This window comes from Heyndrickxia acidiproducens DSM 23148 (assembly GCF_000374345.1).
GTDB lineage: Bacteria > Bacillota > Bacilli > Bacillales > Bacillaceae_C > Weizmannia > Weizmannia acidiproducens.
The window spans coordinates 55,776-81,645 of record NZ_KB893985.1; the positions used below are offsets into that span (position 1 = coordinate 55,776).

19 protein-coding genes and 2 pseudogenes are annotated in these 25,870 nt (G+C 45.3%); 8 read left to right on the forward strand and 13 right to left on the reverse strand.

Annotated features, from left to right (window positions below; genetic code table 11):
- Positions 1-33: 33 nt before the first annotated feature.
- Positions 34-600 (reverse strand): Rok-like winged helix domain-containing protein, encoded by a 567-nt coding sequence (locus C232_RS0105720; protein WP_018662212.1) that lies wholly within the window; start codon positions 598-600, stop codon positions 34-36.
- 554 nt (positions 601-1,154) lie between these two features.
- On the opposite strand from C232_RS0105720, the gene C232_RS0105725 reads away from it, so the two are divergent.
- Positions 1,155-2,639 carry an aldehyde dehydrogenase family protein gene (locus tag C232_RS0105725; RefSeq protein ID WP_018662214.1) on the forward strand — a complete coding sequence of 495 codons (1,485 nt, stop codon included), beginning with the start codon at positions 1,155-1,157 and terminating at the stop codon, positions 2,637-2,639.
- A 70-nt stretch (positions 2,640-2,709) separates the two neighbouring features.
- On the opposite strand, the gene odhB is transcribed toward C232_RS0105725, so the two are convergent.
- Together odhB and C232_RS0105735 are read right to left on the reverse strand one after the other, a co-directional pair.
- A complete protein-coding gene (odhB, locus tag C232_RS0105730) occupies positions 2,710-3,972 on the reverse strand; it encodes a 2-oxoglutarate dehydrogenase complex dihydrolipoyllysine-residue succinyltransferase (protein WP_018662216.1) in 1,263 nt (420 codons plus the stop codon).
- Positions 3,973-4,109: 137 nt separating this feature from the next.
- Positions 4,110-6,944 (reverse strand): 2-oxoglutarate dehydrogenase E1 component, encoded by a 2,835-nt coding sequence (locus C232_RS0105735; RefSeq protein WP_018662218.1) that lies wholly within the window; start codon positions 6,942-6,944, stop codon positions 4,110-4,112.
- Positions 6,945-7,316: 372 nt separating this feature from the next.
- Between C232_RS0105735 and C232_RS0105740 the strand changes: the two genes are divergently transcribed.
- Positions 7,317-7,790, forward strand: coding sequence for an Hsp20/alpha crystallin family protein (locus C232_RS0105740; protein WP_018662220.1), 474 nt, complete (start codon positions 7,317-7,319; stop codon positions 7,788-7,790).
- A 78-nt stretch (positions 7,791-7,868) separates the two neighbouring features.
- Here C232_RS0105740 and C232_RS0105745 read toward each other — a convergent pair whose 3' ends face one another.
- From C232_RS0105745 to C232_RS20460, 3 genes and pseudogenes are all read right to left on the reverse strand, one after another.
- On the reverse strand, positions 7,869-9,272 hold the full coding sequence (locus C232_RS0105745) for a HAMP domain-containing histidine kinase (RefSeq protein WP_018662222.1): 1,404 nt from the start codon (positions 9,270-9,272) through the stop codon (positions 7,869-7,871).
- A complete protein-coding gene (locus tag C232_RS0105750; protein WP_018662223.1) occupies positions 9,269-9,952 on the reverse strand; it encodes a response regulator transcription factor in 684 nt (227 codons plus the stop codon). The genes C232_RS0105745 and C232_RS0105750 overlap by 4 nt, the downstream gene beginning before the upstream one ends.
- A gap of 314 nt (positions 9,953-10,266) precedes the next feature.
- Positions 10,267-10,551: pseudogene (locus C232_RS20460) on the reverse strand (peptide ABC transporter permease); the annotation flags it as partial.
- 324 nt (positions 10,552-10,875) lie between these two features.
- On the opposite strand from C232_RS20460, the gene C232_RS0105765 reads away from it, so the two are divergent.
- From C232_RS0105765 to C232_RS0105775, 3 genes are all read left to right on the forward strand, one after another.
- Positions 10,876-12,135 carry an MFS transporter gene (locus C232_RS0105765; protein WP_018662230.1) on the forward strand — a complete coding sequence of 420 codons (1,260 nt, stop codon included), beginning with the start codon at positions 10,876-10,878 and terminating at the stop codon, positions 12,133-12,135.
- Between the two features lie 92 nt (positions 12,136-12,227).
- Positions 12,228-12,389, forward strand: coding sequence for a DUF255 domain-containing protein (locus C232_RS20365; RefSeq protein ID WP_018662233.1), 162 nt, complete (start codon positions 12,228-12,230; stop codon positions 12,387-12,389).
- Positions 12,334-14,304 (forward strand): thioredoxin domain-containing protein, encoded by a 1,971-nt coding sequence (locus C232_RS0105775; RefSeq protein ID WP_169338745.1) that lies wholly within the window; start codon positions 12,334-12,336, stop codon positions 14,302-14,304. The genes C232_RS20365 and C232_RS0105775 overlap by 56 nt, the downstream gene beginning before the upstream one ends.
- Before the next feature lie 44 nt (positions 14,305-14,348).
- Here C232_RS0105775 and ltaS read toward each other — a convergent pair whose 3' ends face one another.
- The 3 genes from ltaS to ku all read right to left on the reverse strand — a co-directional run bounded on the left by ltaS (position 14,349) and on the right by ku (position 18,121).
- The gene (ltaS, locus tag C232_RS0105780; protein ID WP_018662237.1) at positions 14,349-16,334 is read right to left on the reverse strand and encodes a lipoteichoic acid synthase; all 1,986 of its coding nucleotides are present in this window, start codon (positions 16,332-16,334) and stop codon (positions 14,349-14,351) included.
- A gap of 171 nt (positions 16,335-16,505) precedes the next feature.
- Complete coding sequence (locus C232_RS0105785) at positions 16,506-17,153, reverse strand: phosphatase PAP2 family protein (protein ID WP_018662238.1); 648 nt, start codon at positions 17,151-17,153, stop codon at positions 16,506-16,508.
- 128 nt (positions 17,154-17,281) lie between these two features.
- The gene (ku, locus tag C232_RS0105790; protein WP_018662240.1) at positions 17,282-18,121 is read right to left on the reverse strand and encodes a non-homologous end joining protein Ku; all 840 of its coding nucleotides are present in this window, start codon (positions 18,119-18,121) and stop codon (positions 17,282-17,284) included.
- A 101-nt stretch (positions 18,122-18,222) separates the two neighbouring features.
- Between ku and C232_RS0105795 the strand changes: the two genes are divergently transcribed.
- Positions 18,223-20,058, forward strand: coding sequence for a DNA ligase D (locus tag C232_RS0105795; RefSeq protein WP_018662242.1), 1,836 nt, complete (start codon positions 18,223-18,225; stop codon positions 20,056-20,058).
- Between the two features lie 39 nt (positions 20,059-20,097).
- On the opposite strand, the gene dapF is transcribed toward C232_RS0105795, so the two are convergent.
- The 3 genes from dapF to C232_RS0105810 all read right to left on the reverse strand — a co-directional run bounded on the left by dapF (position 20,098) and on the right by C232_RS0105810 (position 22,925).
- A complete protein-coding gene (gene dapF, locus C232_RS0105800; protein WP_018662245.1) occupies positions 20,098-21,093 on the reverse strand; it encodes a diaminopimelate epimerase in 996 nt (331 codons plus the stop codon).
- A gap of 89 nt (positions 21,094-21,182) precedes the next feature.
- Positions 21,183-21,923 (reverse strand): hypothetical protein, encoded by a 741-nt coding sequence (locus C232_RS0105805; RefSeq protein WP_018662247.1) that lies wholly within the window; start codon positions 21,921-21,923, stop codon positions 21,183-21,185.
- A gap of 123 nt (positions 21,924-22,046) precedes the next feature.
- Entirely contained in the window at positions 22,047-22,925 is an 879-nt protein-coding gene (locus C232_RS0105810) for a patatin-like phospholipase family protein (RefSeq protein WP_018662249.1), read from the reverse strand.
- A 385-nt stretch (positions 22,926-23,310) separates the two neighbouring features.
- Between C232_RS0105810 and C232_RS0105815 the strand changes: the two genes are divergently transcribed.
- Together C232_RS0105815 and C232_RS0105820 are read left to right on the forward strand one after the other, a co-directional pair.
- Positions 23,311-23,871, forward strand: a complete 561-nt coding sequence (locus C232_RS0105815) for a GNAT family N-acetyltransferase (RefSeq protein WP_018662251.1) — start codon at positions 23,311-23,313, stop codon at positions 23,869-23,871.
- 315 nt (positions 23,872-24,186) lie between these two features.
- A complete protein-coding gene (locus C232_RS0105820) occupies positions 24,187-25,551 on the forward strand; it encodes an MATE family efflux transporter (RefSeq protein ID WP_018662253.1) in 1,365 nt (454 codons plus the stop codon).
- 126 nt (positions 25,552-25,677) lie between these two features.
- On the opposite strand, the pseudogene C232_RS19270 reads toward C232_RS0105820, so the two are convergent.
- Positions 25,678-25,870: pseudogene (locus C232_RS19270) on the reverse strand (group II intron reverse transcriptase/maturase); the annotation flags it as partial.

The following is a 25,870-nucleotide window of genomic DNA, read 5'->3' on the forward strand; positions in this document are numbered from 1 at the left end:
AAAAACAGAACGGGCAAGATGCCCGTTCTGTTTTTATGCTTTTTCCGGTTCAAGATGCGCCGTTTCTGCAGATAGCTCCTCCTGTACCGGTTTATTTTCAGCTGCTTCATCCTGTACAGGGTTCAGGAATTGGTACAGGCCCCGATTAGGCTTACAAATTCTGGGATCCACCTTTTCGACTGTTTTCATGAATGAAGTCATATTTGCAATTTTAAACCCGGTCCTTTCTTCGATGATCCGCTGCAAGTCAACGCCTCTGATCGGTTCTGCTTTTTCCTGCAGGATATGGATAGCAACTTCCCTCATTTTACTGGATTTGCTCCGCCTTGAAGGCCGCGATTTCCGTAACTTCCGGTCCCTTTGGAATATCTGTCCCGGGAATTCCTCCAAGGCAGCGGAAGAAAACGATTGGTAATTTAAAAATTCCTTTGAAAAATCATCTGATATATCTTTTAATTGTACCGCTTCTTTTTCATCCAATTCTCTTAATCTCTTGAAAATAAATTCCCTTTCTTTTCTGAACTCTTGCAGTACACTCATTTCGGCACTCTCAAGCTGGTTCAGCCTGATTTTCAGCGCCATTCTTTCATTAATGGTCAACCAACATCCCCTCGTTTCTTCTAATCTTCTAAATTTAGAAAATTACTATGTATATAGCTTATTATAATATGTTTGCAGAAAAATAAAAAGAGAAAAAAGTTACTTTTTTTAGAATATTGATTTCCGATGAATAAATATACAGACAGCCACACACAGGTTGCTTCGTAAGCCGGCATTTCAATCTTGCGTTCCATAACGGGACCAGACATTGCATGTTTACTGGAACTGCTCCCGTTATGTGAAAGTGGGAAAACCAGTCTTCTTTTCAATTGGTATTTTTATAAAATTTGTCGAATATCCTCATTTTCACCCTTTTTATGTTTTAATTTTTAGAAAAGTTTTTATTGATCCATTTAATTACTTTTAGTAGAATTTTGTATGTAAGCGTAATCAACAAGATTTGATTGCACCATGATTTTTCTATGCCAGCCATTTTAAGGTTGAAACACAGGTCACGGCCGATCCTTATCTTTTTTGGGCTTTGTAAAGAAGTTTATGATTTCGGCTGTGCCGCTGCATTATCCTTTAAGAATATTTTCAATGGAGGGAATACGATGGAACAATTTACTGTGCAGTTAGATCAAAGGGTTCAGAAATTTCTTCAGGGCCGCAAAAAAATGTACATCAATGGGCAATTTACAGACAGTGCTTCGGGAAAAACATTTGATACGCCTAACCCTGCTACCGGTGAAACGCTGGCAACAGTATATGAAGCAGAAAAAGAAGACATCGACCGCGCAGTCAAAGCAGCACGCAACGCTTTTGACAATGGCCCGTGGTCAAGTATGGCTGCGGCTGAGAGAAGCCGGCTGATGTATAAATTAGCTGACCTGATCGAGGAGCATCAGGAAGCTTTAGCACAACTCGAGACACTTGACAACGGAAAACCAATACGTGAAACTGCAAACGCCGATATCCCGCTGTCCATTGAACATATGCGCTATTATGCAGGCTGGGCAACCAAAATCACTGGGCAGACGATCCCTGTCAACGGCCCGTATTTTAATTACACCCGCCATGAACCGGTCGGAGTCGTCGGACAAATTATTCCATGGAATTTCCCGCTTTTGATGGCGATGTGGAAGATGGGTGCCGCGCTTGCCACCGGCTGTACAATTGTGCTAAAACCTGCGGAACAAACCCCTCTGTCAGCTTTATATCTTGCCCGGCTGGTTGATGCGGCCGGATTCCCGGACGGTGTCATCAACATCGTTCCAGGCTTTGGCGAAACAGCAGGCAGCGCTTTGGTGAACCATCCTTTGGTTGATAAAATTGCTTTTACAGGATCAACTGAGGTGGGCAAACTGATTATGTCCAATGCTTCTAAAACTTTAAAAAGAGTCACCCTTGAACTGGGGGGCAAGTCGCCAAATATTATTCTCCCTGACGCAGATCTTACGAAAGCAATCCCGGGAGCATTGAACGGCGTTATGTTCAATCAAGGGCAGGTCTGCTGTGCCGGATCCCGCGTTTTTATCCAAAAGAAGCATTTTGATAATGTCGTCAGCGATATGGCTTCGCATGCCCGGTCCATTAAGCAGGGGTTCGGCCTCGGCCGGGACATTGAAATGGGCCCGCTTGTTTCGAATGTGCAGCAGGCAAGGGTGCTAAATTATATTGAGAGAGGAATTACTGAAGGGGCCGAGGTTGTTGCCGGCGGAAAAAAGCCGCGTGAAGAAGGCTATTTCGTTGAGCCAACAATTTTTGCGGATGTCCGCGATGAAATGACGATTGCAAAAGAGGAAATCTTCGGCCCGGTCATTGCAGCCATGCCTTATGAAAGCCTCGATGAAGTAATTGATCGCGCAAACCACAGCGAATACGGGCTTGCAGCAGGAGTCTGGACTGAAAATGTTGCAAACGCCCATTATATTGCCAACCGGCTCCGCGCCGGCACCATCTGGGTCAACTGCTACAATGTCTTTGACGCCGCATCCCCATTCGGCGGCTATAAGCAATCCGGAATCGGCCGCGAGATGGGATCCTACGCACTGAATAACTATACAGAAGTAAAAAGCGTCTGGATTGCCATTCCTTAAATAAAAAAAGCAGCTGAAACCTGGAAACAGCACCGGCTATTGCCGGTGCTGTTTATCATGGTGTATAAATTTATGCTTCCAATAGCAAGTCTTCAGGATTTTCAAGCAATGTTTTTACCGTTTTCAGGAACCCAACGGCATCTTTCCCGTCGATTACCCTGTGGTCATAAGAAAGCGCCACGTACATCATTGGGCGAATTTCAATGCGTTCCCCGTCAACAGCAACAGGGCGTTTTTGAATGGTGTGCATGCCAAGAATCCCGACCTGGGTGCCATTAATGATCGGCGTTGAAAATAAGGATCCAAACACCCCGCCGTTTGTGATCGTAAACGTTCCGCCCTGCAAATCGCTTAAAGCCAGTTTATTATCACGGGCTTTGACAGCGAGTGCAGCAATGTCCGACTCAATTTCCGCAAAATTCTTGCGGTCACAGTCACGAACAACCGGAACGACAAGCCCGTCATTTGTGGAAACGGCTACGCCGATATCATAAAATTTTTTCAGCAGCAGTTCATTCCCCTGGATTTCGGCATTAACATACGGGTATTTCTTTAATGCAGCAACAACAGCTTTTGTAAAGAATGACATAAAGCCAAGGCGGACATCATGATCTTTCGAAAACTGTTCTTTTTTGCGTTTTCTTAAATCCATTACTGCTGTCATATCAATTTCATTAAAGGTTGTCAGCATCGCCGTTGTATGGGTTACTTCAACCAGCCGTTTTGCAATCGTCTGGCGGCGGCGCGACATGCGGATCCGTTCAACCGGTTTGCCTGCCTCCTGGGACACTGCCGCCGGAAAGGCTGGCTGAGCCGGCGCAGCCGCGGCATCTGCCGGTTTGGCTGCAGGTTGATATGAATCTACATCCTGTTTTCTTACTCTTCCTAATGGATCAACCGTCGGAACTTGCGACAAATCAATGCCTTTTTCACGGGCAAGTCTGCGGGCCGCCGGGGATGCAATGGTCCGTTCTTTCTTTTCTTCTGCTGCCGGTTCCTGCGGCTGTGAAGCCTGCTGAGCAGCCGGCTCGGCAGCTGCTTCCGGCGCTTTTTCAGGCGCCGGCTTTTCCGCAGCTGCCTGTGGTGCCACTTCAGCAGCATCTTCACTTACGACTGCAATCACATCACCCACTTGGACCGTGTCACCTTCTTCAAACTTAAGTGATTGGACTATCCCCTCTTCTTCTGAAATAACTTCCACATTTACTTTATCTGTCTCCAGTTCAACAATATATTCTCCTTTATCAACATGTTCCCCCGGGTGTTTTAGCCACTGCGCAATGGTTCCCTCTGTTATAGATTCTGCTAATTCAGGCACTTTTACTTCAGCCACAATGTTGTCCTCCCTTTTACAAGTTCTTTTTATATTTTATATTCATTCTTCTGCTTGAATTGCTGCCGGCAGATTGCCACCATTCAGCCTCCGCTAAAATTCCGGGCCGCCCGCTTGGCGCAGGCTGCCTCTGGCAATCAGCGGGAAAGCGCCCCGGTTAAAATTCTGTTCTGTTCTTTTTTATGGATAACCGGGTCGCCTTCAGACGGGCTTGAACGCCTTGGCCGCCCGATGTATTTAATTTCCGCCCCCTGCGGCGCAAGTTTTTGCAAATACGGTTCAACAAAGAACCATGAAGCCATATTTTTAGGCTCTTCCTGCAGCCAGACAACTTCCTTTACGTTTGGATAGCGTGAAAATGCCGCCTTGATTTCATCTTCAGGGAACGGGTAAACTTGTTCAACCCTTAATACATGGAGCCAGTCTAAATCAGCCGTGCTGTTTAATTTTTCTTCAAGGTCAATGGCCACTTTCCCGCTGCACAATACAATTCTTTCAACCTTTTCTTTTTGTGCCCCGAGCCCCGGCTGTTCCAATACCGTATTGAAATGGCCGTCGATTAAAACTGATGGCTCAACCGATGCAAGCGGATGGCGCAGCAAGCTTTTTGGCGTCATTAACACAAGCGGCCGGATTTCTTCTTTATTCAGCCATTTCGCTTGTCTTCTTAAAATATGAAAATATTGTCCGGCTGTTGAGACGTTTGCCACCGTCCAGTTATTTTCCGCCGCCAGCTGCAGAAAACGTTCCATCCTGCCGCTCGAATGTTCCGGGCCCTGGCCTTCATAGCCATGCGGAAGCATCATAACAAGCCCTGATTTCTGGCCCCATTTAGCCCTGCCGGAAGAAACAAACTGGTCAAACATCACTTGTGCCATATTGGCAAAATCACCGAACTGTGCTTCCCAAATGACAAGCGTCGTCGGAGAAAAGACATTATAGCCATATTCGTAACCGACAACCCCGGCTTCAGTCAGCGGGCTGTTGTAAATCGCAAATGATGCATGAGCTCCTTTTAAATGATGGTGCGGGATGAACTCTTTTCCGGTTTCTTCATCGTGGAGAACAAGATTGCGCTGTGCAAACGTACCGCGCTGTGTATCCTGGCCGGTAAAGCGGATCGGCACGCCGTCTTTTAAGATCGACCCGAATGCCAGGGCTTCTGCGTGCGCCCAATCAATTTTTCCCTGTCCTTCAAATACTTGTTCACGGCGTTTCAAAATCCGCGCCAGTTTTTTAAATACATGGAAATCTTCCGGCCATGCCAGCAGTTCCGTATTCAATTCTTTTAATTCTTCTTCCGGTATACCCGTTTCCATTCTTAAATAGCCTTTTCTGACATTTTCCGGCGGTTCCATTGCCGTGTCCGGTTCTTCCTTGTTATCCGGTACCCGGTCATATGCTTCCTGAAGCTTGTGCCGGACAGCTTCATCCAGTTCTTTTACATAACCATCAGGAATGATGCCTTCTTTTTCAAGGCGTTCCCCATAAATAACCCTGACAGTCGGATGTTTTTGCACATTTTTGTACATCATCGGATTGGTTGCCATCGGTTCATCCATTTCATTATGGCCGTATCTGCGGTAACCCACTAAATCGATTACAAAATCTTTATGAAAACGCTCGCGGTAAGCGTACGCAAACAAAGCCGCCTGTACGCATGCTTCCGGATCATCCGCATTTACATGAAGGACCGGGATTTCATAGCCCTTTGCCGGATCGGAAGCATATTTTGTCGACCTGGAATCGTAGGTTTCGGTTGTAAAACCGATATTGTTATTGGCAATGATATGGATCGTGCCGCCGGTTCCATAACCGTTCAGCTTACTCATATTCAAAGTTTCAGTAACAATCCCCTGCCCGGCAAATGCGGCATCCCCGTGAACCAAAATTGCAAACGCACGGAGCGAATCATGTTCCGGATAACCCGCTGTGCTGCGATCGTCCTGTGCAGCCCTTGTATAGCCTTCGACAACAGGATCTGCAACTTCCAAATGGCTCGGATTATTGGCCAGCACAATTCTTGCACTCATCGGGCAGCCATTCTTTTCTTTGCGGTCTGCACCAAGATGGTATTTGACATCTCCTGTCCATCCGTACGTAATTCCGATTGAGCCTTCGGAAGGAATGAGATCCTTGTTGGCCGCATGTTTAAATTCTGCAAAAATCAATTCATACGGTTTTTCCAAAATATGCGCCAGCACATTCAGGCGGCCTCTGTGTGCCATGCCGATGTTCACTGTTTTCACACCGGATTTAACCGAGGCAATAATCATTTGCTCCAATACAGGGACAAGCGCGTCCAGTCCTTCAATAGAAAAGCGTTTCTGCCCGACAAAAGTGCGGTGGATGAACTTTTCAAATCCTTCGACATCCGTAAGCCGTTTTAAAATTTCCAGCTTCTGTTCTTTGCTTATCTCCTGAAAGAAATTGCCGGATTCGACCGTACGCTGCAGCCAGTGCTTTTCTTCCAGTTCATGAATATGGTCAAATTCAAAAGCAACTTTTTTTGTATATACTTCTTTTAAATAATTGATCGCATCGAGCCCGTTTTTTACTTTTGGCGGAGCATCCGGGCAAATGAACGATGCCGGCACTTTTTTCAGATCTTCTTCTGTTAAGTCAAATTCGCTTAAGTCTATCAGCCTTACATGTTGTTCCGGTTTACGCAGCGGATTGATATCAGCCGCCAGATGTCCGAATGTGCGGATATTGTCCGCCAGTTTCACTGCAGCCACTATCTTGCTGAAAATTGTCGGGTTTGCCGGCAATTGAAAAGATATATCTGCCTGCCCTTGCGTCGTTTCCCCGCTTGCCGGCAGAACAGGCGCACCCCAGTGTTCAAACAGCTCCTTCATTTCTTCGCTAACGCTGTCCGGATTTTCCAAGTATTGTTCATATAACCCCATGACATAACCCAGATTCGGTCCTGAAAAACTTTCCCAAAAACCCTTTGGTGTTTTTACACTCATTTTGAAAAACCTCCAGCCCTTAAGCCTTATTCATTTTTCATTTGTTTTCCATTTGCTGTTTTGCAGTAAATAGAAATAATGAAAATTATGTAATGATAAAGAATTTTTATAAGCTATAACGCTTACAATCACAATTTTATCACTGTATACGTAATAGATAAAGTTAAAAACTCTATTTTTTTAAAAATTGCATGAACGGTCGTTCAGTGCTGAATGTACAGGGAAAACAGGCATATTTTTCTTTTTTTGCCATCATCATTTTTGAGGAATTAGACGGCATCTGCCTAATGAAACGCACCACTTCCGTTTTTCAAACATACTTTATAGACAGCAGTCATGTTTCTCCCCCATTGATGAAAGGAGAAAGTCAGCATGTTTCCTTGGAATACGTTCCCTTTTAACCAGGATGTGTCCGAATTTATGAAAAATATGCAGCTGCCAAATATGGATGAACAAATGAGCCAAGCCTTTTCCCAATGGATGCCTGAGCAATGGAAAGAAATGTTTGGGCAAAACGGAGAATCCGGCGCTCAGGGTCCGGCGTCGGATACCGGCCAGGCGGAGGCCGATCCTGTTATTATAGATGTTTTTGAAACACTCGATTTTATTTACGTCCGGGTTCGGGTGCAACAGAAAGAATGGCTGGAGCAGTTGAAAATTTTCCATACTTCCCATAAAGCCATCTTAAAACATATCCCTGCTGAAGGTGACGAACAGGAAATCCAGCTGCCGTCTCCGGTACTGAGAAAAGGAACCACAGCCCGGTATCAGGATGGCATACTGGAAGTGCGTTTTGTAAAAAAGGCGGAAAACCAAATGACCGAAATTGATATTCGCTTTTCGTAGCCGGATACCCTTTTCCAGGCGGAATAGAAAAAGAACAGGGCTGTACCCCGCTCGTTCTTCCAGCATGATCGTCTGTTTTTAGCTGCCTTGGTCTTTATAGAGCGGAAAAGAAAACAAAATTTCCGTGCCTTCTCCGACCGCACTTTTTGCTTCAATCGTTCCTGTATATCCTTCCACAAGCTGTTTTGCGATCGCAAGCCCCAGTCCGTTCCCGCCTTTTTCACGGCTCCGTGCCTTATCGACGCGGTAAAAGCGGTGAAAGATATGCGGCAGATCTTCTTGCGGAATCCCGATACCGTAATCTTTAATTTTCAAGCAGGCTTTTTCTGCTGTTGCTTTCAAGCTGATGTCCACTTTCGCAATGCTTGCGGAGTATTTAATGGCATTATCCATTACAATGACGAGCACCTGTTCAAGGTGGTTTTCATTGATTAAAATAGGATAGGATTGTTTCCGGTCATACTGGAATTTGAATTCAAACCCTTCGTGGATCATTTTGAAATTCCGAATAACGCGTTTTACCACTTTTACAAGATCCGCTGTTTCACCATTTGCCCCAATTTTAATTTCCTCCGCCCGCGACAATCCGAGCAGCTCTTCCACCAGTTTTTTCATGCGGCTGAGTTCCTGCAAAGAGGCCTGCAAGGATTCATCCAAAATTTCCGGATCGTTTTTCCCCCAGCGGTTCAAAAGATTCAGATGCCCTTCCATTACTTGCACAGGTGTTCTTAATTCGTGGGAGGCATCTTCAACAAACCGTTTCTGCTGCTTGAAAGACTGTTCAATTTGGTCCATCATTTCATTAAAAATATTGGTGAGTTCGCCCATTTCATCTTTCGACCGGCTCGGCTCCATACGTTCCTGAAATCCTTTTTTGCGGATGTTTTGCATGGTTGAGGAAAGTTTCTTTAATGGCTTCAGGAAATTTTTTGCCATCATAAAGCCGAGAAAAGCACTTAAAAGCAAGCCGACACAGCCGGCAATCATCATAACAAACAGCATATTCCTCATTAGGTACTCATACCTGGTTAATGGGTCAATCACTTCTATATAGCCGTTGAAAGACGGGGAATGGAACGGGCTCCTTCCGACCATAATTTTTTTGTCATCGATATGAGTCAGACTTACCATTTTGCCGCTGACAGGAACAAAAGGCACTTTTGCATTCGTAGTGTGAATGCTTTTGACAACAAGCAATACTTTGCCATCTTCATCAAGGATCCGGATTGACTGGCCTTTTTCCAGCACTTGCTGGAAAAGCGTGCGGTTGGACAAGAGATCATCAATATTCTGCCCTCTGTCATTTAAGTCATCCAGCACCTGTGAAACGGATGCGGCTTCATCATGCAGGAGCCATCTGCTGATCAGCGTATATTGTAAAAAACCGAAAATCAGGAAGGTTAAAAAGATGGCCACGCTCGCGCCGACGGACCATTTAATTTTAAGTGAACTTTTCTGGAACCACGGTATCGTTATTTTCATTCACGCATCACATATCCTGTCCCTCTCACCGTTTGAATATAGCTGTCCTGGCCCCGGGTATCTATTTTATTGCGAAGATAACGGATATACACATCCACCACATTCGTTTCCACTTCCGATTCATAACCCCATACTTTGTTCAACAGTGCTTCACGGGTCATCACAATATTCTTATTTTCGAGCAGGGTTAACAGCAAATCATATTCCCGTTTTGTCAGATCAATGATTTTGCCGTCCTTTTTGACAAGCCTGCTTTCTTTTTCTACCACGAGATCGCGGAACGTATAAGTTGTCAGCATGGAAGCTTTCGGTTCAGTATATTCAAGCCGCCTGAAGATTGCCCGCAGCCTGGCCAGCAGTTCTTCAATGGCGAACGGCTTTACGATATAGTCATCGGCCCCGTGGTCAAGCCCGGAGACTCTGTCCATAATGCTGTCGCGCGCAGTTATCATGATCACCGGTGTTTCTTTCTCCTGACGCAGGCGGCGGCATACTTCAAGCCCGCTCAGTTTCGGCAACATGAGATCAAGAAGAATGCAGTCCCAGTCTTCCTCAAGCGCGGACTGAAGGCCGCAACGCCCGTCATAAGCAACCTTTACTTCGTAGCCTTCATGGTTTAACTCCAATTCAATAAAGCGCGCTAAATTTTTTTCATCCTCAACTAAAAGAATTCGTTTCATCTCAAAATATCCCCTTTTCTATCTATTGATCCGATCTTTTTTCAGGTCTGCTGTCCTTATTATAATCATAGATATTACGATTGAAAAAGGAAAACTGCCCCAGCAGCCGGTTCTGCCAATCAACAGAACAGTAAAGGGAACCATCCTCTATCCTCATACGCCATTGCCGTCCATTTTATTCTAAGAAAATGAAATTGCAATCAATTGTTTGTTAAAATCCCATGAGAAAACGCCGAAAAAGTACAGCATGCTTGAATGCTGTACTTTTTCGATTTGCAGCAGTGAACCCGGTATGGAACTTTCCGGATATTTTGATGTTTGTACACTGTCCAAAATATTTTTATGCCTTTTGCCCTTGCCGTCCGGATATAGTCGGAGCGCATAACTTCAAGCATGCTGGAACGTGTGATCCGGGGCGATAATCGCCATCGGAATCGGTGCTTTAACACGGTCATCCACTGGTCAAAGCGCCCGTTAACAAGCGTATCTATTAAATACAAATGGGTAACCGCCACCGGATCCCGAATATCATCCCGCCCCGTCGTCGGCAGTAATTGAAAGTGGATGGAAAATGCGTACTGTTCCATCAATCCCAGCCAAGCAAAATTCCAAATTAAACTACAATTTGTTATTTTAAATTATACACTATTTCTTATCTTTGAAAAGTAAATTTTAATTAAATTTCAATCATTAGTCATTTGTTTTTAAATAAACCGTTTTCCTTTCCGCTTTTCATTACGGCTTTCCTTTCTGGCCCTGCCAAGCCTTAAGGCATAGTGCGTTATTATGGTCTCCCGCTTGTTAAAACGCCGGCGTTTCAGGTTCATAAAAGTTCTGGTACGGAAACTTTTCCACTCATATTTAATAAAAATCAGCAAATAGTAAAAAGGTAATATAGAATGTACAGGAAAGGAATTATCGATATGGAACATACTTCACATACCCCAGTATCCGACATAAACAACGAGATCCATCAAAAGCGCTGGGCAATTGTTGCGCTTTCTTCCATTCCTCTGATCATGACGCTTGGAAATTCGATGCTGATCCCGGTGCTGCCCTTGATGGAAGACAAGCTTGGGATTTCAAAAGTGCAGTCGAGCTATATTATTACGTTTTACTCGATTGTGGCCATCATCCTGATTCCAATTGCAGGTTTTCTATCAGACCGGTATGGAAGAAAGAGGATTATTATTCCTTCTCTGATCGTTGCCGGAATTGGCGGGCTTTTATCAGCGTATGCCGCCTGGCAGATGAAAAATCCGTATACGTTTATATTAATCGGCCGGACTTTGCAGGGGGTCGGTACTGCCGGAGCCGCTCCGATTGTACTGCCGCTGGTCGGGGATATGTTCCACAGGGACCGGGATGTAAGTGCAACTCTTGGTATGATTGAAACCTCCAATACATTCGGCAAAGTGCTGAGCCCGATCCTCGGTTCCATTCTAGCCGGATTTATATGGTTTCTGCCGTTTGCCGCAATCCCGGTATTCTGCCTGATATCCGTACTTTCGGTTGCTTTTTTGGTTAAAAAACCAGCCCACGATAAACAGGGACCGGATGTAAAAACATTTATTCAGAACACGAAAGAAGTTTTCCGCGTCCATTACCGCTGGCTGTCGGCGGTGTTTGCAATCGGTGCCATTGTGATGTTTATCTTATTTGCTGTTTTGTTTTACTTATCAACCAACTTGGAAGACCAGTTTCAATTCCATGGTGTAAGAAAAGGCTTTGTTTTAGCCGTCCCGCTTGCCGCGCTGTGCCTGTCATCTTATATCACGGGGAAACTGATTAAAGAAAATATGGTGTTAATGAAGTGGATTATTTTCTCGAGTACAATTATTATCGGAGCTTCCGTTCTGATTATCTCATTTTCAGACCGCTTTCTTTATTTGATGAGCATTTTTCTGATATGCGGAATTGGAATTGGAGCCTCACTCCCGCCTTTAGATGCGTTAATTAACCAGTCGATAGAAAAAGAATGCAGGGGCACGATCAGTTCCATATACAGTTCCATGCGCTATATCGGTGTTGCAGGCGGCCCGCTTTTCATGGCCTATTTCATGAAACAATCCCTGATCATCAGTCTGATCATTATGGCCGGCCTTTCCCTTGTAGCAGCCGGCTTGACATTTCTTGCAGTAAAGCCGGAACAAACGGAAGCCCGGGCCCAATCCCCTACTTAACAGCCGAAGTGAAGCGCATTTGTACCGCCGCTGCCGGCTGAGGTAAACTGGTAAATGAAAGTAAATTTTATAAAGAGAAAGAAGGTGGTTTTATGCCGACAAACAAAAAGCCTAATAGATTAATCGCTGAAAAATCCCCTTACCTGCTGCAGCATGCGTATAATCCGGTTGACTGGTATGCCTGGGGAGAAGAAGCCTTTGCGAAAGCGAAACGCGAAAACAAGCCTGTTTTCGTATCTATTGGGTACTCGTAAGGCAGCCAAAGCGACTTGTCACTGGTGCCATGTCATGGAGGCGGAATGCTTTGAAGACCGCGAAGTCGCGGAAAAACTGAACCAGTCGTTTGTATCCATTAAAGTGGACCGCGAAGAACGGCCCGATATTGACGCGCTCTTCATGAATGTTTGCCAAATGCTTACCGGGCACGGGGGATGGCCATTGAATGTATTTCTTACCCCGGACCAAAAGCCGTTTTACGCCGGTACTTATTTCCCAAAACACAGCAAATACGGGCATCCCGGACTGATGGAAGTGCTTGATCAGTTAGGGCGGTTGTACCGGAACGAACAGGGAAAAATTGCAGCGTATGCCGTTAAAATCACAGCTGCATTGGCAGCCAATACCCGGGCAGAGACGGGAGGCAGTGTTGGGGAAGGCGCTATCCACAAGGCTTATCAGCAGCTGGAGCAGTCATTTGACTCTGCTTATGGAGGATTCAACCAGGCACCGAAATTTCCGATGCCGCACCAACTGATGTTCCTGCTCCGCTATTCCAGCTGGCTGGATGATAAAAAACCGCTTGATATGGTTTTGAAAACAATGGAATCGATGGCTTTAGGCGGGATTTGGGACCATATCGGCGGCGGGTTTTCCCGCTATGCTACCGATGAGAAATGGCTTGTCCCCCATTTTGAAAAAATGTTATACGACCAGGCGCTGATGCTTTATGCGCTTTCAGATGTGTATGAAATGACAAAAGATGGGCAATGGAAATCCATCGCAAACCGGCTGGCTGCTTTTATACGCCGGGAAATGACGGATGAAAGCGGCGGATTTTACTCTGCAATCGATGCAGACAGCGAAGGCCGGGAAGGAAAATACTATCTTTGGCATAAAGCAGAAGTTTTCAGCCTGCTTGAACATCAGGACGCGGAACTTTTTTGCCGCGTGTACAATATAATAGATTCCGGTAACTTTGAAGGTTTAAACATACCCAATCTGATTGGGACGGATTTCAGGGAAATTGCCGAAGAAAACCGGCTTAGTGAAAAGGAATTGCATCAGAGGCTTGCAGCAAGCATCGAAACCTTGCGACTTGCAAGGGAAAAACGGGTTTACCCTCATCTTGACGATAAAATGCTGACAGCCTGGAATGCCATGATGATTGCGGCACTGGCAAAAGCATCCCATGCATTTCATGAACCGGAAATGCTTGATGCCGCCCTTAAAGCCATTCATTTTATCGAAACCCGGCTCCGCAAAAACGGGCGGCTGTATGCCCGCTTCAGGGATGGAGATGTCCGGTATGCCGCTTACCTTGATGATTATGCCTGTTTATTATGGGCTTATCTTGAACTTTATGCGGCAAACCCGGATCCATCTTACCTCGACCGTGCTGAGCAAATAAGTACGGAGCTCGACGCCCGGTTCCGTGACGGTGAAAACGGCGGTTTCTTTTTTACCGCGGCAGACAGTGAGCCGCTGCTGATCCGCCAAAAGCAGGGATTTGACGATGCGATACCTTCCGGAAACAGCATTGCCGCATTTTGCTTCTTCCGCCTCGCAAAACTGACAGGCAAAACGGAATATAGCCAAAAGGCCGAAGCGATTCTATCCGCTTTTCAACAAGATATAGAACGCTACCCGGGCGGCTTTTTAATGATGTTGCAAGCCTTAATGGGGCTCGTTGCAGGCGGGAAAGAAATCGTTGTATCCGGTACATCCGCTAAAGATAAAGCGTGCTTTAGAAAACAGTTCTATAACACATTCCGCCCTTTCGACGTTTATGTGGATGCCAATCCTGATCATCCGCGCCCGTATTGGCAGGATAAACTGGACACGGCGCATGCTTTCGTCTTATATATGTGCGAACAATTTACATGCCGCAAGCCTGTTTACGGGATTGAGGCGGCACTAAAAGAACTGGACAACCCGAAAACAAATCAATAGACGATAAAAAAAGCATTCCCGGAACCATTGCCGGGAATGCTTTTTTATTTACCGCTATTTGACGTGTCCGTTGCAGAAGTTCTAGGCAGACCGTTCATATCTGTTTGGTCTTTTGTATAGTCATAATTGTTCCGGTTCACTGCTTGAAACCCTTTTGGAGAGTAGAAGCGGAGCAAGTCATCGTAAACCACTTTATCAGAAAGATTCAAGACCTCTTTTACAATCCGGTCATCCTGTTTGCCCAGTTTCGCGTTCACTTTTTCGCCGGTTGCCGTGTTATAAAGCGTGCCGGAAACCTGCGTATACTGGTTGGAAACAAAATCCCCATTGCGGAAAGCAATGATCTGGCGGCGCTGTTTGGATAACAGGTCTGAGCCGAATTGGATATAATCTTTCGTATCAATGCCGAGCAAATGCATCACTGTCGGCATCACGTCAATTTCGCCGCCATACGTATGGTTAACGCCGCCCTTTACGCCAGGAACATGGATGAACAGCGGCACCTTTTGCAGCTGTGCATTGATATACGGCGTAATTTGATCCACGCCGAGCACTTTAGCCATCGCAGCATTATGGTTTTCCGAGATGCCATAATGGTCGCCATATAACACAATCACTGTATTGTCATACAGGCCTGACTGTTTCAGATAGGTGAAGAACTCTTTCATTGCTTCGTCCATATAGTGGGCGGTTTGGAAATAATTATTCACTGTCTTATCGCCGAAGTCGCCTTTAGGAAAGTCTATATCCTGTTCATCAAGCTCAAAAGGAAAGTGGTTTGATAAGGTAATAAACTTTGTATAGAAAGGCTGCGGCAGGCTGTTTAAATACTTCATTGATTCTTTAAACCACGGTTTGTCTTTCATGCCGTAATTGATCGTATTTTCTTCACTCATATCATAATATTTGGCATCAAAGAAACGGTCATAGCCGAATGATTTATACATTTCATCACGGTTCCAGAAAGTCTTATAGTTTCCGTGGAATACAGCTGTCGTGTAACCTCTCTGGCTCAGGATTGCCGGTGCAGCCTGGTATGTGTTCTGTGCTTTCGTTGTAAAGACTGAACCTGTCGGCAGCGGGAACAGCGAGTTTTCCATCATAAACTCAGCATCGGATGTTTTCCCCTGGCCTGTTTGGTGGAAAAAGTTATCAAAGTAGAAAGTATTCTTATCTTTTGCCAGCGAGTTTAAAAACGGTGTAACTTCTTTGCCATCCAGTTTGTAATTGATCATGAAATTCTGGAAGGATTCGAGTGATACATAAATCACGTTCATGCCTTTTGCCTTCCCGAAATACGCAGGGTTTGGTTCAGTATAATTCGCTTTTACATAGTTTTCAACGTCACTCACGTCGCTGCTGTCAGCCATTGCCCTTTGCGCCGTTGATTTTGTAGTTTGAATAGCATCATAAATGGTGTAATTATACATACCAAGATATTTAACGATATAGTTGCGGTCGAACGTCCGTGTCAAAAGTTGCGGGCGGTCTGCTTCAGCAAGCCCGAGATTAAAGACAAAAAAAGCAACAGCGGCAATGCACAACCCTGTAAGAGACCGGCGATTGACTCTTTCCATATTCACTTTAACCGTTTTCGATAAAATCAAGGCCGCAATGATGAATGTATCTAAGAAGTACAGGATATCATAAGGTTTCATTAAAGCAACGGCACTGCCGCCAAGATCGCCGAAGTTTTTTGTTTGGGACAAAACAGGCATCGTGATAAAGTCGTTAAAGAAACGGTAATAGCATACGTTCGCATACAGCAGGATAGATAAAACCGCATCAACGGCGATCAGCATGCCCGCACGCATTTTACCTTTAAAAAATAGGGCGAGTGCAAAGAAAAACAGTGCTGAACTGATCGGATTGATCACCAGCAGGAACTTCTGCATTCCGTTTTGCAGGTCCAAATTAAATTCCGCTCTGTAAACAATATAAGTTTTTAACCAGAATAATAAAACGGCTAAAAAATAAAGGGAGTACTTTTTATTTAGCAAACTTTTAATCTTGCTTAAAGAAATTTTCATCAATTATTTACCTCCTAAGCGCCAAAGTTGACTGCAGGTAACAAATCCATCGCTTTTACGTAAATATTCATACCAACATATTGTAATACATTTGTAAAAAAAAGCAAGCCATATTGTTATACAGCTTTTCCAAATATTGTCTTGCCCTCCCCGGAATCCTTTTTTATTGTATTACAACCTGAACTTTCTTTCAATCATGATCAAAGCGGCTGCAGAGACAATGATCCAGATCAGCCCTGCTGCATAACCGCCGAGCACATCGCTTGGATAATGGACGCCCAAATAAATGCGGCTGATGCCGATGCATACAATTAAAGCGAATGCTGCCACCGTGCCAATCACCTTGCTCCACCCGCTTTTTGCAATCCGGAAGAGGATAAAAACCAGGCAGCCGTACAAGATCATGGAACCCATCGAATGCCCGCTTGGAAAGCTGTATCCCGTTTCCTGGACAACGCGCATAATATCCGGGCGCTGGCGTTTAAATATGTATTTTAAAATTCTGTTAAAGATTCCCGCCCCCAGTGCGACGGATACAGCCAGATAAATACTGAGCCTCCGGTATCTTTTTATCCAGAGCAGCAGCACAATAACCAGCGTAATTGCTGAAACACTCTTCACAGATCCGAGAAACGTGACCACAAGCATGGCACTTGTCATGTTATCTGAGATGAATCCTTGTACATAAGCAATTACCGGCAGATCAAAATGCCTGATCTCCGCCTTATTGAAGTTGTCCGCAATTTCAAAGAAACAAAATGTGCAGACGGCGAGTACCAGTACAGAAATAATCAATTTCATAACCGTTTGCTGTTTCATGATCAACCTCCAATATGATTTAACTTATCATATTGGAGGTTCTTCGGCAAATTAAATTTATCGACAGATTTCTGCACTTTCTGGCGAATCCTGCACTTGGAACAGGGGGCTGGGGATACATGTCCTTGTTACGCCTGTTTGGCGGCTTTTTTTCCCGCCGGCTTTTTTGCCGCCCGTTTGGTTGTTTTCTTCGGCGGTTTTGTCCGGTCGATCGAAGCCTGGAGCGCAGCCATTAAATCCGTGACATTTTTCTCAGGCTCTTTGACTTTCGGTGTAACAGCCGCTTTACCGGACCGCTTGGATTCAATCAGTTTGATCAGGCTGGCACGGTATTCATCTGTATATTTTTCAGGTTTAAATCGGGTTGTCAGCTGATCAATCAGCAAAATTGCGGTATCGATTTCTTTTTTGGACACTTCATCATCCGCCGGTACATTCGGCACATCTGCAGCTTTTCTTACCTCGTCCGGATAATGAATCGTCTCCATCAGCAATGTGTTTTCAAATACGCGGATAACCGCAAGCTGTTCTTTCGAGCGCATCACGATGCGGGCGAGCCCGACTTTTTTCGAGTCCGTTAAAGCTTTCCTCAGCAATCCGTATGCCTTTACCCCGCCCTCATTTGGGGACATAAAGTAACTGCGGTTAAAATAGATGGGGTCGATTTCCTGCATTTCGACAAAATCCATAATTTCGACGGCTTTTTCTTCTGTCTTTTTCCTCAGCTCTTCTATTTCTTCATTTTCCAGAACCACAAACTTGCCTTTTGTAATTTCATATCCTTTGACAATGTCTTTTGGTGCTACTTCCTCACCGCAGACCGGACAGATTTTTTCATATTGAATCGGGGAGTGGCATTTTTTATGCAGCGTCCTGAGCTTAATATCCTTATCTTCGGTCGCGGCATGGAGCTTGATCGGGATATTTACCAGCCCGAAACTGATCGTGCCTTTCCATATCGTATGCATGTATGAAACGCCTCGCTTTTTGAAGATAATATATGTAGGATAAGCAGCATCTATGTGTTTCATCTTTTGGAAAAAACAGTTTCATGAAAGGGGTGGCCGTTATGAAGCCAATGCTGCCGGTATTAAAACCGGCACTTCCGGAAACGGGAGATTGGGCGTTTGAAATCAAATACGATGGTTTTCGCGCGATTCTTGATTGGGCAAAAGGGAAAAATATCCGCTTATGGAGCCGCAACGGGAAAGATCTTCTGCCAAAGTTCCCTGAAATCCGGGATTTTTTGCAAAAATATGAAGACCAATTGGCCCCGTATCTTCCCCTCCGGCTTGACGGTGAACTCGTGCTGCTGGAAAACCCTTATAAAGCAAATTTCAGCGAGCTTCAAAGCCGGGGCCGCATGAAATCGCAGGAAAAAATCGAACAGGCAGCCGGACAACGCCCTGCCCGTTTTTTGGTATTTGATGTGCTGTGCATGCAGGGGGCAGGTATGGCGGATAAGAGGTTTACCGTCCGCAAAGAAACACTCCGCGACTTTTTTAAGGAGCTGTCATGGCCGCTGAAACCCGATCCCGGAAAAACAGCGCTTTTACAAATGGTCCCGGAATCAGGTGATTCCCAAGCACTTGTGCAAACAATGAAGGATTACGGCAGCGAAGGCATTGTCGCAAAACAAAAGGCCGGCAAATGGGAAGCGGGAAAACGGAGCGAAACCTGGGTGAAAGTGAAGAATTGGAAAACTGCAGCCTGTTTTATCACCGCTTACGACCAAAATAACGGATACTATCACACTGCAGTTTATAAAGGCAGGACAATATTTCCGATCGGCCTGTTTCTTTTTAGCATGAATTCGGAAGAAAAAGCCGTGCTGACACAAGCGATTCAAAATAATGCCACTAAAGAAAAAGGCGGAATCTATACAATCCATCCTTCCATTTGCGTTGAACTCCATTACTTGGAATGGGACGGCACGCAGCTGCGCGAACCTCATTTCCATCGATTTCTTTTTGACATCCCGCCTGAAGACTGCACCTATGAAAACTTTCGCTTGCAGCAGGCGGCGATACCCGATGAAGCCGGTGCCACCCATATAGATAAGCCATTGTGGAAAAATCCGGCGGTAGCAAAGCTTGACTTTCTCTTTTATATGCGCGCGATTTCAGCTCAAATGCTGCCTTTTCTGCGCAACCGCCAGTTGACAGTCATTCGTTATCCGCACGGTGTTTTTGGGGAGGCGTTTTACCAGAAGAACTGTCCGGATTATGCGCCGGACTTTGTCGAAACCATCTTCAAGGACGGGATCCGCTATATTGTCTGCAACGATCTAAAAACGCTGATGTGGCTTGCGAATCAGCTGGCAGTCGAATACCATATTCCCTTTCAAACAGCGCGCAGCCGTTATGTCAGTGAAATTGTCTTTGATCTTGACCCCCCGTCGCGGAACGAATTCCATCTGGCTGTCAAAGCCGCCCTCATGCTTAAGGATGTATTCCGGGATATGAATTTGGCGAGTTTTATCAAAACATCGGGCAATAAAGGACTGCAAATTTATATCCCGCTGCCGGATAACCGTTTTACATGGGACGAGACGCGTTTATTCACCGCCTTTATTGCTGAATATTTGGTCGCAAAAGCGCCGGAAAGTTTTACCGTCGAGCGTTTGAAAAAGAAGCGGCAAGGGCGGCTGTATGTCGATTTCATCCAGCATGCGGAAGGCAAAACGATCATCGCCCCGTACTCGCTCCGCGGCCACAAGGATGCGCTTGTGGCCACCCCGCTTGGCTGGGATGAAATAAAAGAAGGGCTTTCGCCTGAAGGATTTACAATTGAAGCCGTGCTTGAGCGCGTGAAAAAAAACGGCTGCCCGTTTTCCGGCTATTTTGAAAGCAAAAACAGCCAGCCGTTTGCGCCGGTGTTAGCATTTTTAAAAAATCGTTCATAAAAAACACGGCTTTTAGAAAAGCCGTGTTTTTGCAGCCGATCAGGCCAAAGCCTTCTCCACTACTGTTTTTGCATGTTCTTCAAGTTCGCGGTAGCGGGCCTGTTCGCCGAATTCTTTTTGATCTTTAACCGTAAATGTTTCCGGGTTCTGATCATCAAAAGAAACAGTTGCTTCATATAAATATGTTGCATTTCCGATCAGGTCAATGCTGTACTGCGTCCGGCCTTCCTCCTCCAGCTTATGGACGAGGCAGCGCACTTTCCCGCCGTTGTTATAAACATCGATCGCCTCTTCATAAGGCTCAAGGCGCAACAGGCTGGCAACAAGGCTTGAAGCCGACATGGCCGTACCGCAGGCGTTCGTAAACCCGACGCCGCGCTCAAATGTACGGACATACAATGCATGATTCTCAAGTGTTTTTACAAAACTGACATTCACGCCATCAGGGAAAATTTCGTTCGGCCCATTCACATATTCAGACAATCTTTTCTGGGCATCCGATTTTAATGTGCGGCTGTCAACAAACGCAATTAAATGGGGATTGGGCACGGCCACCGCGGTAAATGATAAATCTTTTGAAAGCTGCTCCACTTGTTCATTCATCAATACCTTTTTATCAATTTTCATCGGCAGTTTGTCAAGTTCAAACAAAACCGGCGAGATTTCGACACGGTACGTCGGCAGGCCGGGGAAGATTGGTTCCGCTGTTTTCGCATATAAATTGGCCTTCATCGTTTCAACAAGGATATCCTCTTTCCCGAGCAGTTCGCACACATAGCGGGCAACGCAGCGCAGCCCGTTCCCGCACATGGATGCTTCGGAGCCGTCCGCATTAAAAACCCGCATCTTTGCATCTGCTGCCCCGCTCTTTGAGATAAACAGCAGACCGTCCGCGCCGAGTTCTGTTTTGCGGCTGCAAAATGCAAGCGCAAGTTTTCTCCGCATCGCATCCGTCAGTTGATAATCATGGGACATTTCGTCAATCATAAAAAAGTCGTTGCCTGATCCATGGCATTTGGTCAACTTTATTTTCATTTTTCTAATCCTCGTTTCTTTCTATTCTTTATACCCATTACCTCGAAAAACGGTTGGCTTACAAAAATTGTAACACCGTGGTATTTTTTTTACACGAAATATTTATCATGTACATAGAAAAAAGTGAGAAAAGCAAAAACCAGCACCATTTCTTCCTTCTCCGGCCGCCCGGCAAAGCGGAGTACCGGCGTGTTTGGCGGAAATATTTCCTGCCAAGCTACAGGCATAAACCCCCGCGTGGCTACTGCAAGCAGATTTCCGTTCCAATAAATTTCAATTTCCTTATTGCCATTTTTCTCCACAACGGCTGACCCGTATTCTCCGGAAAGCATAAAATGCCGGCTGCTTTTTTCTTGTAATTGAAACACCATCTTGCGTAACTGATACGTAATGGCCACAGCAGGCAAACGGTTTTGGCGCATCCTGACTGCATATGTACCGCCCCCGGCACAATCTTGTAATGTAAAAAAACGGGTTTTCCGCTTCACCGCTTTTTCTTCAAGAAGCCATTTGCCGGTTCCGCTGCTGTCGAAAAGCTGCATCGAAAAACGCGCCTCCGGAAGAAAATGAATCATATATTGCATGTCCGCTTCACAATCAGTTTTGCGGCCGGCACGGGGATTGATTTGCTTTTCAATTTTTGTATAAAATAAATAGCGGTCAAAATTGTAAAGGATGAACGCCCAGGATGATAAAATCATATAATTAAATACCCCGCCAAGTTTCAAATAAACGAGTGCCAGGCAAAAAACAGACAGCGCCAGTGCGAGGATAACGGTTTGGTTGAAATAGACTTTCGACATCGACAAGTAGTATTTTTTTAGATCCATTACCGAGTCTCCTGTTCAGTTTCGTTGTACCCCTATTATATGAACAGAATCATAGATTCATGTGTCAGACCGGAAGTTTCTAAAAATCCGTTACTGCTGCCTGTTTACCAAAAAAGTTTTTCTTTAACAACTGCTCTCCACATGAGGGCAGGAGCCGGCCCACTCGATTAATTTTGCGGCGATGCGCCCGCCGTCCCGCTTCCCCTGCTCATACAAATCGGTTAAGCGGGCGGCACTTTTTTCAACCCGTTTGACTTTAAGCGGTTCTTTCGGGCAAATAAAAAACACGCGCCCGGCCTGTTCTTCCTTTTCCACAAATTCCATCGTTTCATTATAAACATGTGCACGCGCTTGAATCGCCTTGTACACGCCGGGATAATTGCGGTATTTCTTTTTTAGGAAGGCAGGCAGTTTGGAAGGCTTTTTGCGGTAGCCGCGGTTCCTTGTTGAGATGACAACATTGCGGGAAAACCCGTCCTGCAGCGCTTTTTTTATCGGGATCGGATCGGACATACCGCCGTCCAAAAGCGGCCGCCCGTCTATTTCAACGATCGGCGCAACAAAAGGGAGAGAACTTGATGCACGGATCACCTGCAAGAGATGATCCTGATAATCCTTCCGTGAAAAGTAAACAGGTTCCCCCGTCCGGCAGTCTGTCGTACCGATGACAAACTCAGCCGGATTTTCGAAAAAAGTTTGAAAGTCAAACGGAACGATCTTCTTTGGAATTTCATCAAAAACGTAGTCCATACCGAATAATTCGCGGTTCCTTATGTAATTTTTCCATGACAAATAGCGGTCCTCATGAATAAAATCAATATTGACTTTTCGATTCCGCCCTTTTTGCTTTGAAAGAAATGATGCGGCGTTGCACGCACCGGCTGAAACACCGATGACGTACGGAAATTCAATATCATGTTCCAAAAAGCTTTCGAGCACGCCCGCCGTATAAACGCCGCGCATACCGCCGCCTTCAAGCACCAAACCTGATTGCAAACGCATGGTAAATCCAGTCCTTTCTATTATATTTCCAATCTTGCCGTGTTTTTAAGCATTGCATATTTTACTCCTGATTTCAAGATTCAGGATTCAAACAGCCTGCTTAAGGTTTTAAAAAAATTTTTTCATGAGCCCCTTCATTCTTCACATTTTCTTATTTTCATTTTGGAATTTTTGTTGTAATATGATATCAACTATATGCTATGTTTGTGATTGGTGCGTTTATAGCTAGATTGGGAAGGCAAATGGTGCGCCACCAGCACGTGTTTTATGGCTGGTTCTAGTGGGTTCGATTCCCACCCCGAAATTTTTTATGCAACTTTAAAAAATTTCGAGGGTGGAATGATCCATACAGGACTGAACTGCCCTCGTTCCAGGAGGGATTAAAATGCTCAAAAAACGCGATTGCTCATGGCAGGAATGCTGTACATTGTATGAATTGATGACGCATCCGGATGTCTTTCCTTTTGTGCGCCAAAAATCTTATTCACAAGAAGAATTTATGTTCATGACGAAGCAGACGATTGAGGCAGAAGAACGCGGTGAACTGGTTTCACGAACCATTCTCGATGAGTGGGGAAATCCAATCGGCGTTATCAGCCTGTTTGATATTGAAAATAACGCGGGTTTTTTAGGGACATGGCTGGGCAAACCGTACCACGGCAATGGCTATAACCAGCCCGCGAAGAAAGCTTTTTTTGAAGAACTGTTCTATGAATTAATGATAGAAACCATATATATGAAGATCCGCAAAGAAAATATCCGTTCCATTAAGGCTGCTGAAAAACTGCCTTATGCGGTTAAAGCAAATGAGACACGCAGGGAAATATACAACCATTTAAACCGGGACGGCGACATTTACGATTTATATGAAATTTCAAAAGATCTGTATGCTTTACAACTGATGAGGCAGGGTGATCCGTTAAGCGATTCGTGTTTACATGCTTAAATCCCCCGCCACCGCAACCTTCACACAAGTCTGCCTGCGTAACGGATCTTCGGTCATTTCCCTTTTTATTTATCCCAACATAACGGGCAGTAAGACGCCCGCCTCAAGATTCATGGTACGAAGAAGAGGCGGGAGATCAAACTGCCCCACCAGCCGCATCTCCTATCAGCAGGGATGAAAGAAAGCCCCTGCTGATGGTACACTTTATTTGAAAGAAAAAAATCCGCTATTCTCATGGCGGTTTTTTTCTTATTCCGTAAAATTTGTTATGTTATACTTTCCTCAGTGCGTTTTTAAAGCGTGGGGGTTTAGAAGATGAGACAAACATACACAATGAAAGAAAAAATCCGGCAGCTTTGGCAGTTATTCTTTCCGATTTTGATTACACAGCTTGCCATGCTGTTGATGACCTTTTTCGACACGACCATGTCGGGCCATTATGCAAAAGAAGACTTAGCCGGCGTTGCAATCGGTTCCTCCCTTTGGTTCCCGGTTTCAACCGGATTGGGTACAATGTTACAGGCGGTTACCCCGATTACGGCACATTTATTGGGAAGCAAAAATGAAAAAGAAATTTCGCGTACCGTAATGCAGGCCATTTATGCCGCAGTGGCGATGGCCATTTTTGTCGTCATTGCCGGTTCGCTGGCGGTCAACCCCGTATTAGGGATGATGCATCTTGAAACGCATGTTGAAAAGGTCGCAAAACATTATTTATGGGCTTTGGCGGCCGGCCTGATGCCGTTTTTCTGTTATCAGGTCTGCCGGTCGCTCATCGATGCCACAGGATTGGCCAAAATATCTATGATGATTACACTGCTTTCTTTGCCTATCAATGTACTCCTTAATCTATTGTTTATTTTCGGGCGTGCAGGATTCCCGGAATTAGGCGGCGCTGGTTCAGGGGTGGCAACTGCAATTACATATTGGATTATTTTCGGGATTGCCGTCCTGGTTCTCCGTCATGTAACGCCTTTTTCCGATATGCAGGTGCTGCGCGCTTTCTATCCCGTGTCTTTCCACAAATGGAAGGAGTTGTTTCACCTCGGCATTCCAATGGGATTGTCAACTTTTTTCGAGGCGAGTATATTTTCTGTTGTAACCTTGTTTATGAGTGAATTTGGCACCGATGTCATTGCTGCCCATCAGGCGGCCATGAATTTTGAGTCGCTCTTGTATATGCTGCCGCTTAGCATCTCACTTGCGATGACGATTTTGGTCGGATATGAAGCAGGTGCGCACCGGTACCAGGATGCCCGTTCGTACAGCATAATCGGGATTGGGGCTGCAATTGCTTTTGCCAGCTTGACAGGCTTTCTTTTGTATTTATTCCATGAACAGGTGGCAGCAATTTACAGCAGGGATCCGAATGTTATCCGCTGGACCGGCCACTTTTTACTGTACGCGATTTTTTTCCAGTGGTCAGATGCAGTGCAAGCTCCGGTGCAAGGGGCACTGCGCGGCTATAAGGATGTACACATTACTTCCATTATGACTTTCGTTTCTTACTGGGTCATCGGGCTTCCGTTCGGGATTTTCCTGGAGGCTGTGACTGCACTCGGTCCTTACGCCTATTGGATCGGTCTTATCAGCGGACTTGCCGTTGGAGCAGTGACACTATTTGGCCGGTTGTTTTATATTCAAAAGAAATGGAAACATAACACCGGGGAAACGGCCTGAGTCATTTGGCAAAAGCGAAGCGTCCCGGTTTTTTTATCCACAATCGAGTAGGAGGCTAATCATTATTTGATTAGCCGACCTCTCACACCACCGTGCGTACGGTTCCGTACACGGCGGTTCTAAAGTTTACGACCTTACAGACAGATAATAATCCAGAAAACTTATATACCTTGCTCTTCGGAAGAGTTCGTTTGTTAAGGTTCTGGTTAAGATATGGCTGCCGGCAATTCTCCAGTAGCCTTTTCTTGTGTTTGCCCATTCCCAAGCTTTACTTTTATTGATCCCTAATTTCTTGAGCCAATAAAATCTTGTGCGTACT

Bases quoted from the DNA above. Each gene is read 5' to 3' on its own strand.
- dapF (WP_018662245.1), bottom strand. From the start codon at position 21,093: ATGAAAATAAAGTTGACCAAATGCCATGGATCAGGCAACGACTTTTTT.
- ltaS (WP_018662237.1), bottom strand. From the start codon at position 16,334: ATGAAAATTTCTTTAAGCAAGATTAAAAGTTTGCTAAATAAAAAGTAC.
- C232_RS20365 (WP_018662233.1), top strand. From the start codon at position 12,228: ATGCCGACAAACAAAAAGCCTAATAGATTAATCGCTGAAAAATCCCCT.
- C232_RS0105765 (WP_018662230.1), top strand. From the start codon at position 10,876: ATGGAACATACTTCACATACCCCAGTATCCGACATAAACAACGAGATC.
- C232_RS0105725 (WP_018662214.1), top strand. From the start codon at position 1,155: ATGGAACAATTTACTGTGCAGTTAGATCAAAGGGTTCAGAAATTTCTT.
- C232_RS0105745 (WP_018662222.1), bottom strand. From the start codon at position 9,272: ATGAAAATAACGATACCGTGGTTCCAGAAAAGTTCACTTAAAATTAAA.
- C232_RS0105785 (WP_018662238.1), bottom strand. From the start codon at position 17,153: ATGAAACAGCAAACGGTTATGAAATTGATTATTTCTGTACTGGTACTC.
- C232_RS0105795 (WP_018662242.1), top strand. From the start codon at position 18,223: ATGAAGCCAATGCTGCCGGTATTAAAACCGGCACTTCCGGAAACGGGA.
- C232_RS0105735 (WP_018662218.1), bottom strand. From the start codon at position 6,944: ATGAGTGTAAAAACACCAAAGGGTTTTTGGGAAAGTTTTTCAGGACCG.
- C232_RS0105805 (WP_018662247.1), bottom strand. From the start codon at position 21,923: ATGGATCTAAAAAAATACTACTTGTCGATGTCGAAAGTCTATTTCAAC.
- C232_RS0105810 (WP_018662249.1), bottom strand. From the start codon at position 22,925: ATGCGTTTGCAATCAGGTTTGGTGCTTGAAGGCGGCGGTATGCGCGGC.
- C232_RS0105820 (WP_018662253.1), top strand. From the start codon at position 24,187: ATGAGACAAACATACACAATGAAAGAAAAAATCCGGCAGCTTTGGCAG.
- C232_RS0105815 (WP_018662251.1), top strand. From the start codon at position 23,311: ATGCTCAAAAAACGCGATTGCTCATGGCAGGAATGCTGTACATTGTAT.
- C232_RS0105740 (WP_018662220.1), top strand. From the start codon at position 7,317: ATGTTTCCTTGGAATACGTTCCCTTTTAACCAGGATGTGTCCGAATTT.
- C232_RS0105750 (WP_018662223.1), bottom strand. From the start codon at position 9,952: ATGAAACGAATTCTTTTAGTTGAGGATGAAAAAAATTTAGCGCGCTTT.
- ku (WP_018662240.1), bottom strand. From the start codon at position 18,121: ATGCATACGATATGGAAAGGCACGATCAGTTTCGGGCTGGTAAATATC.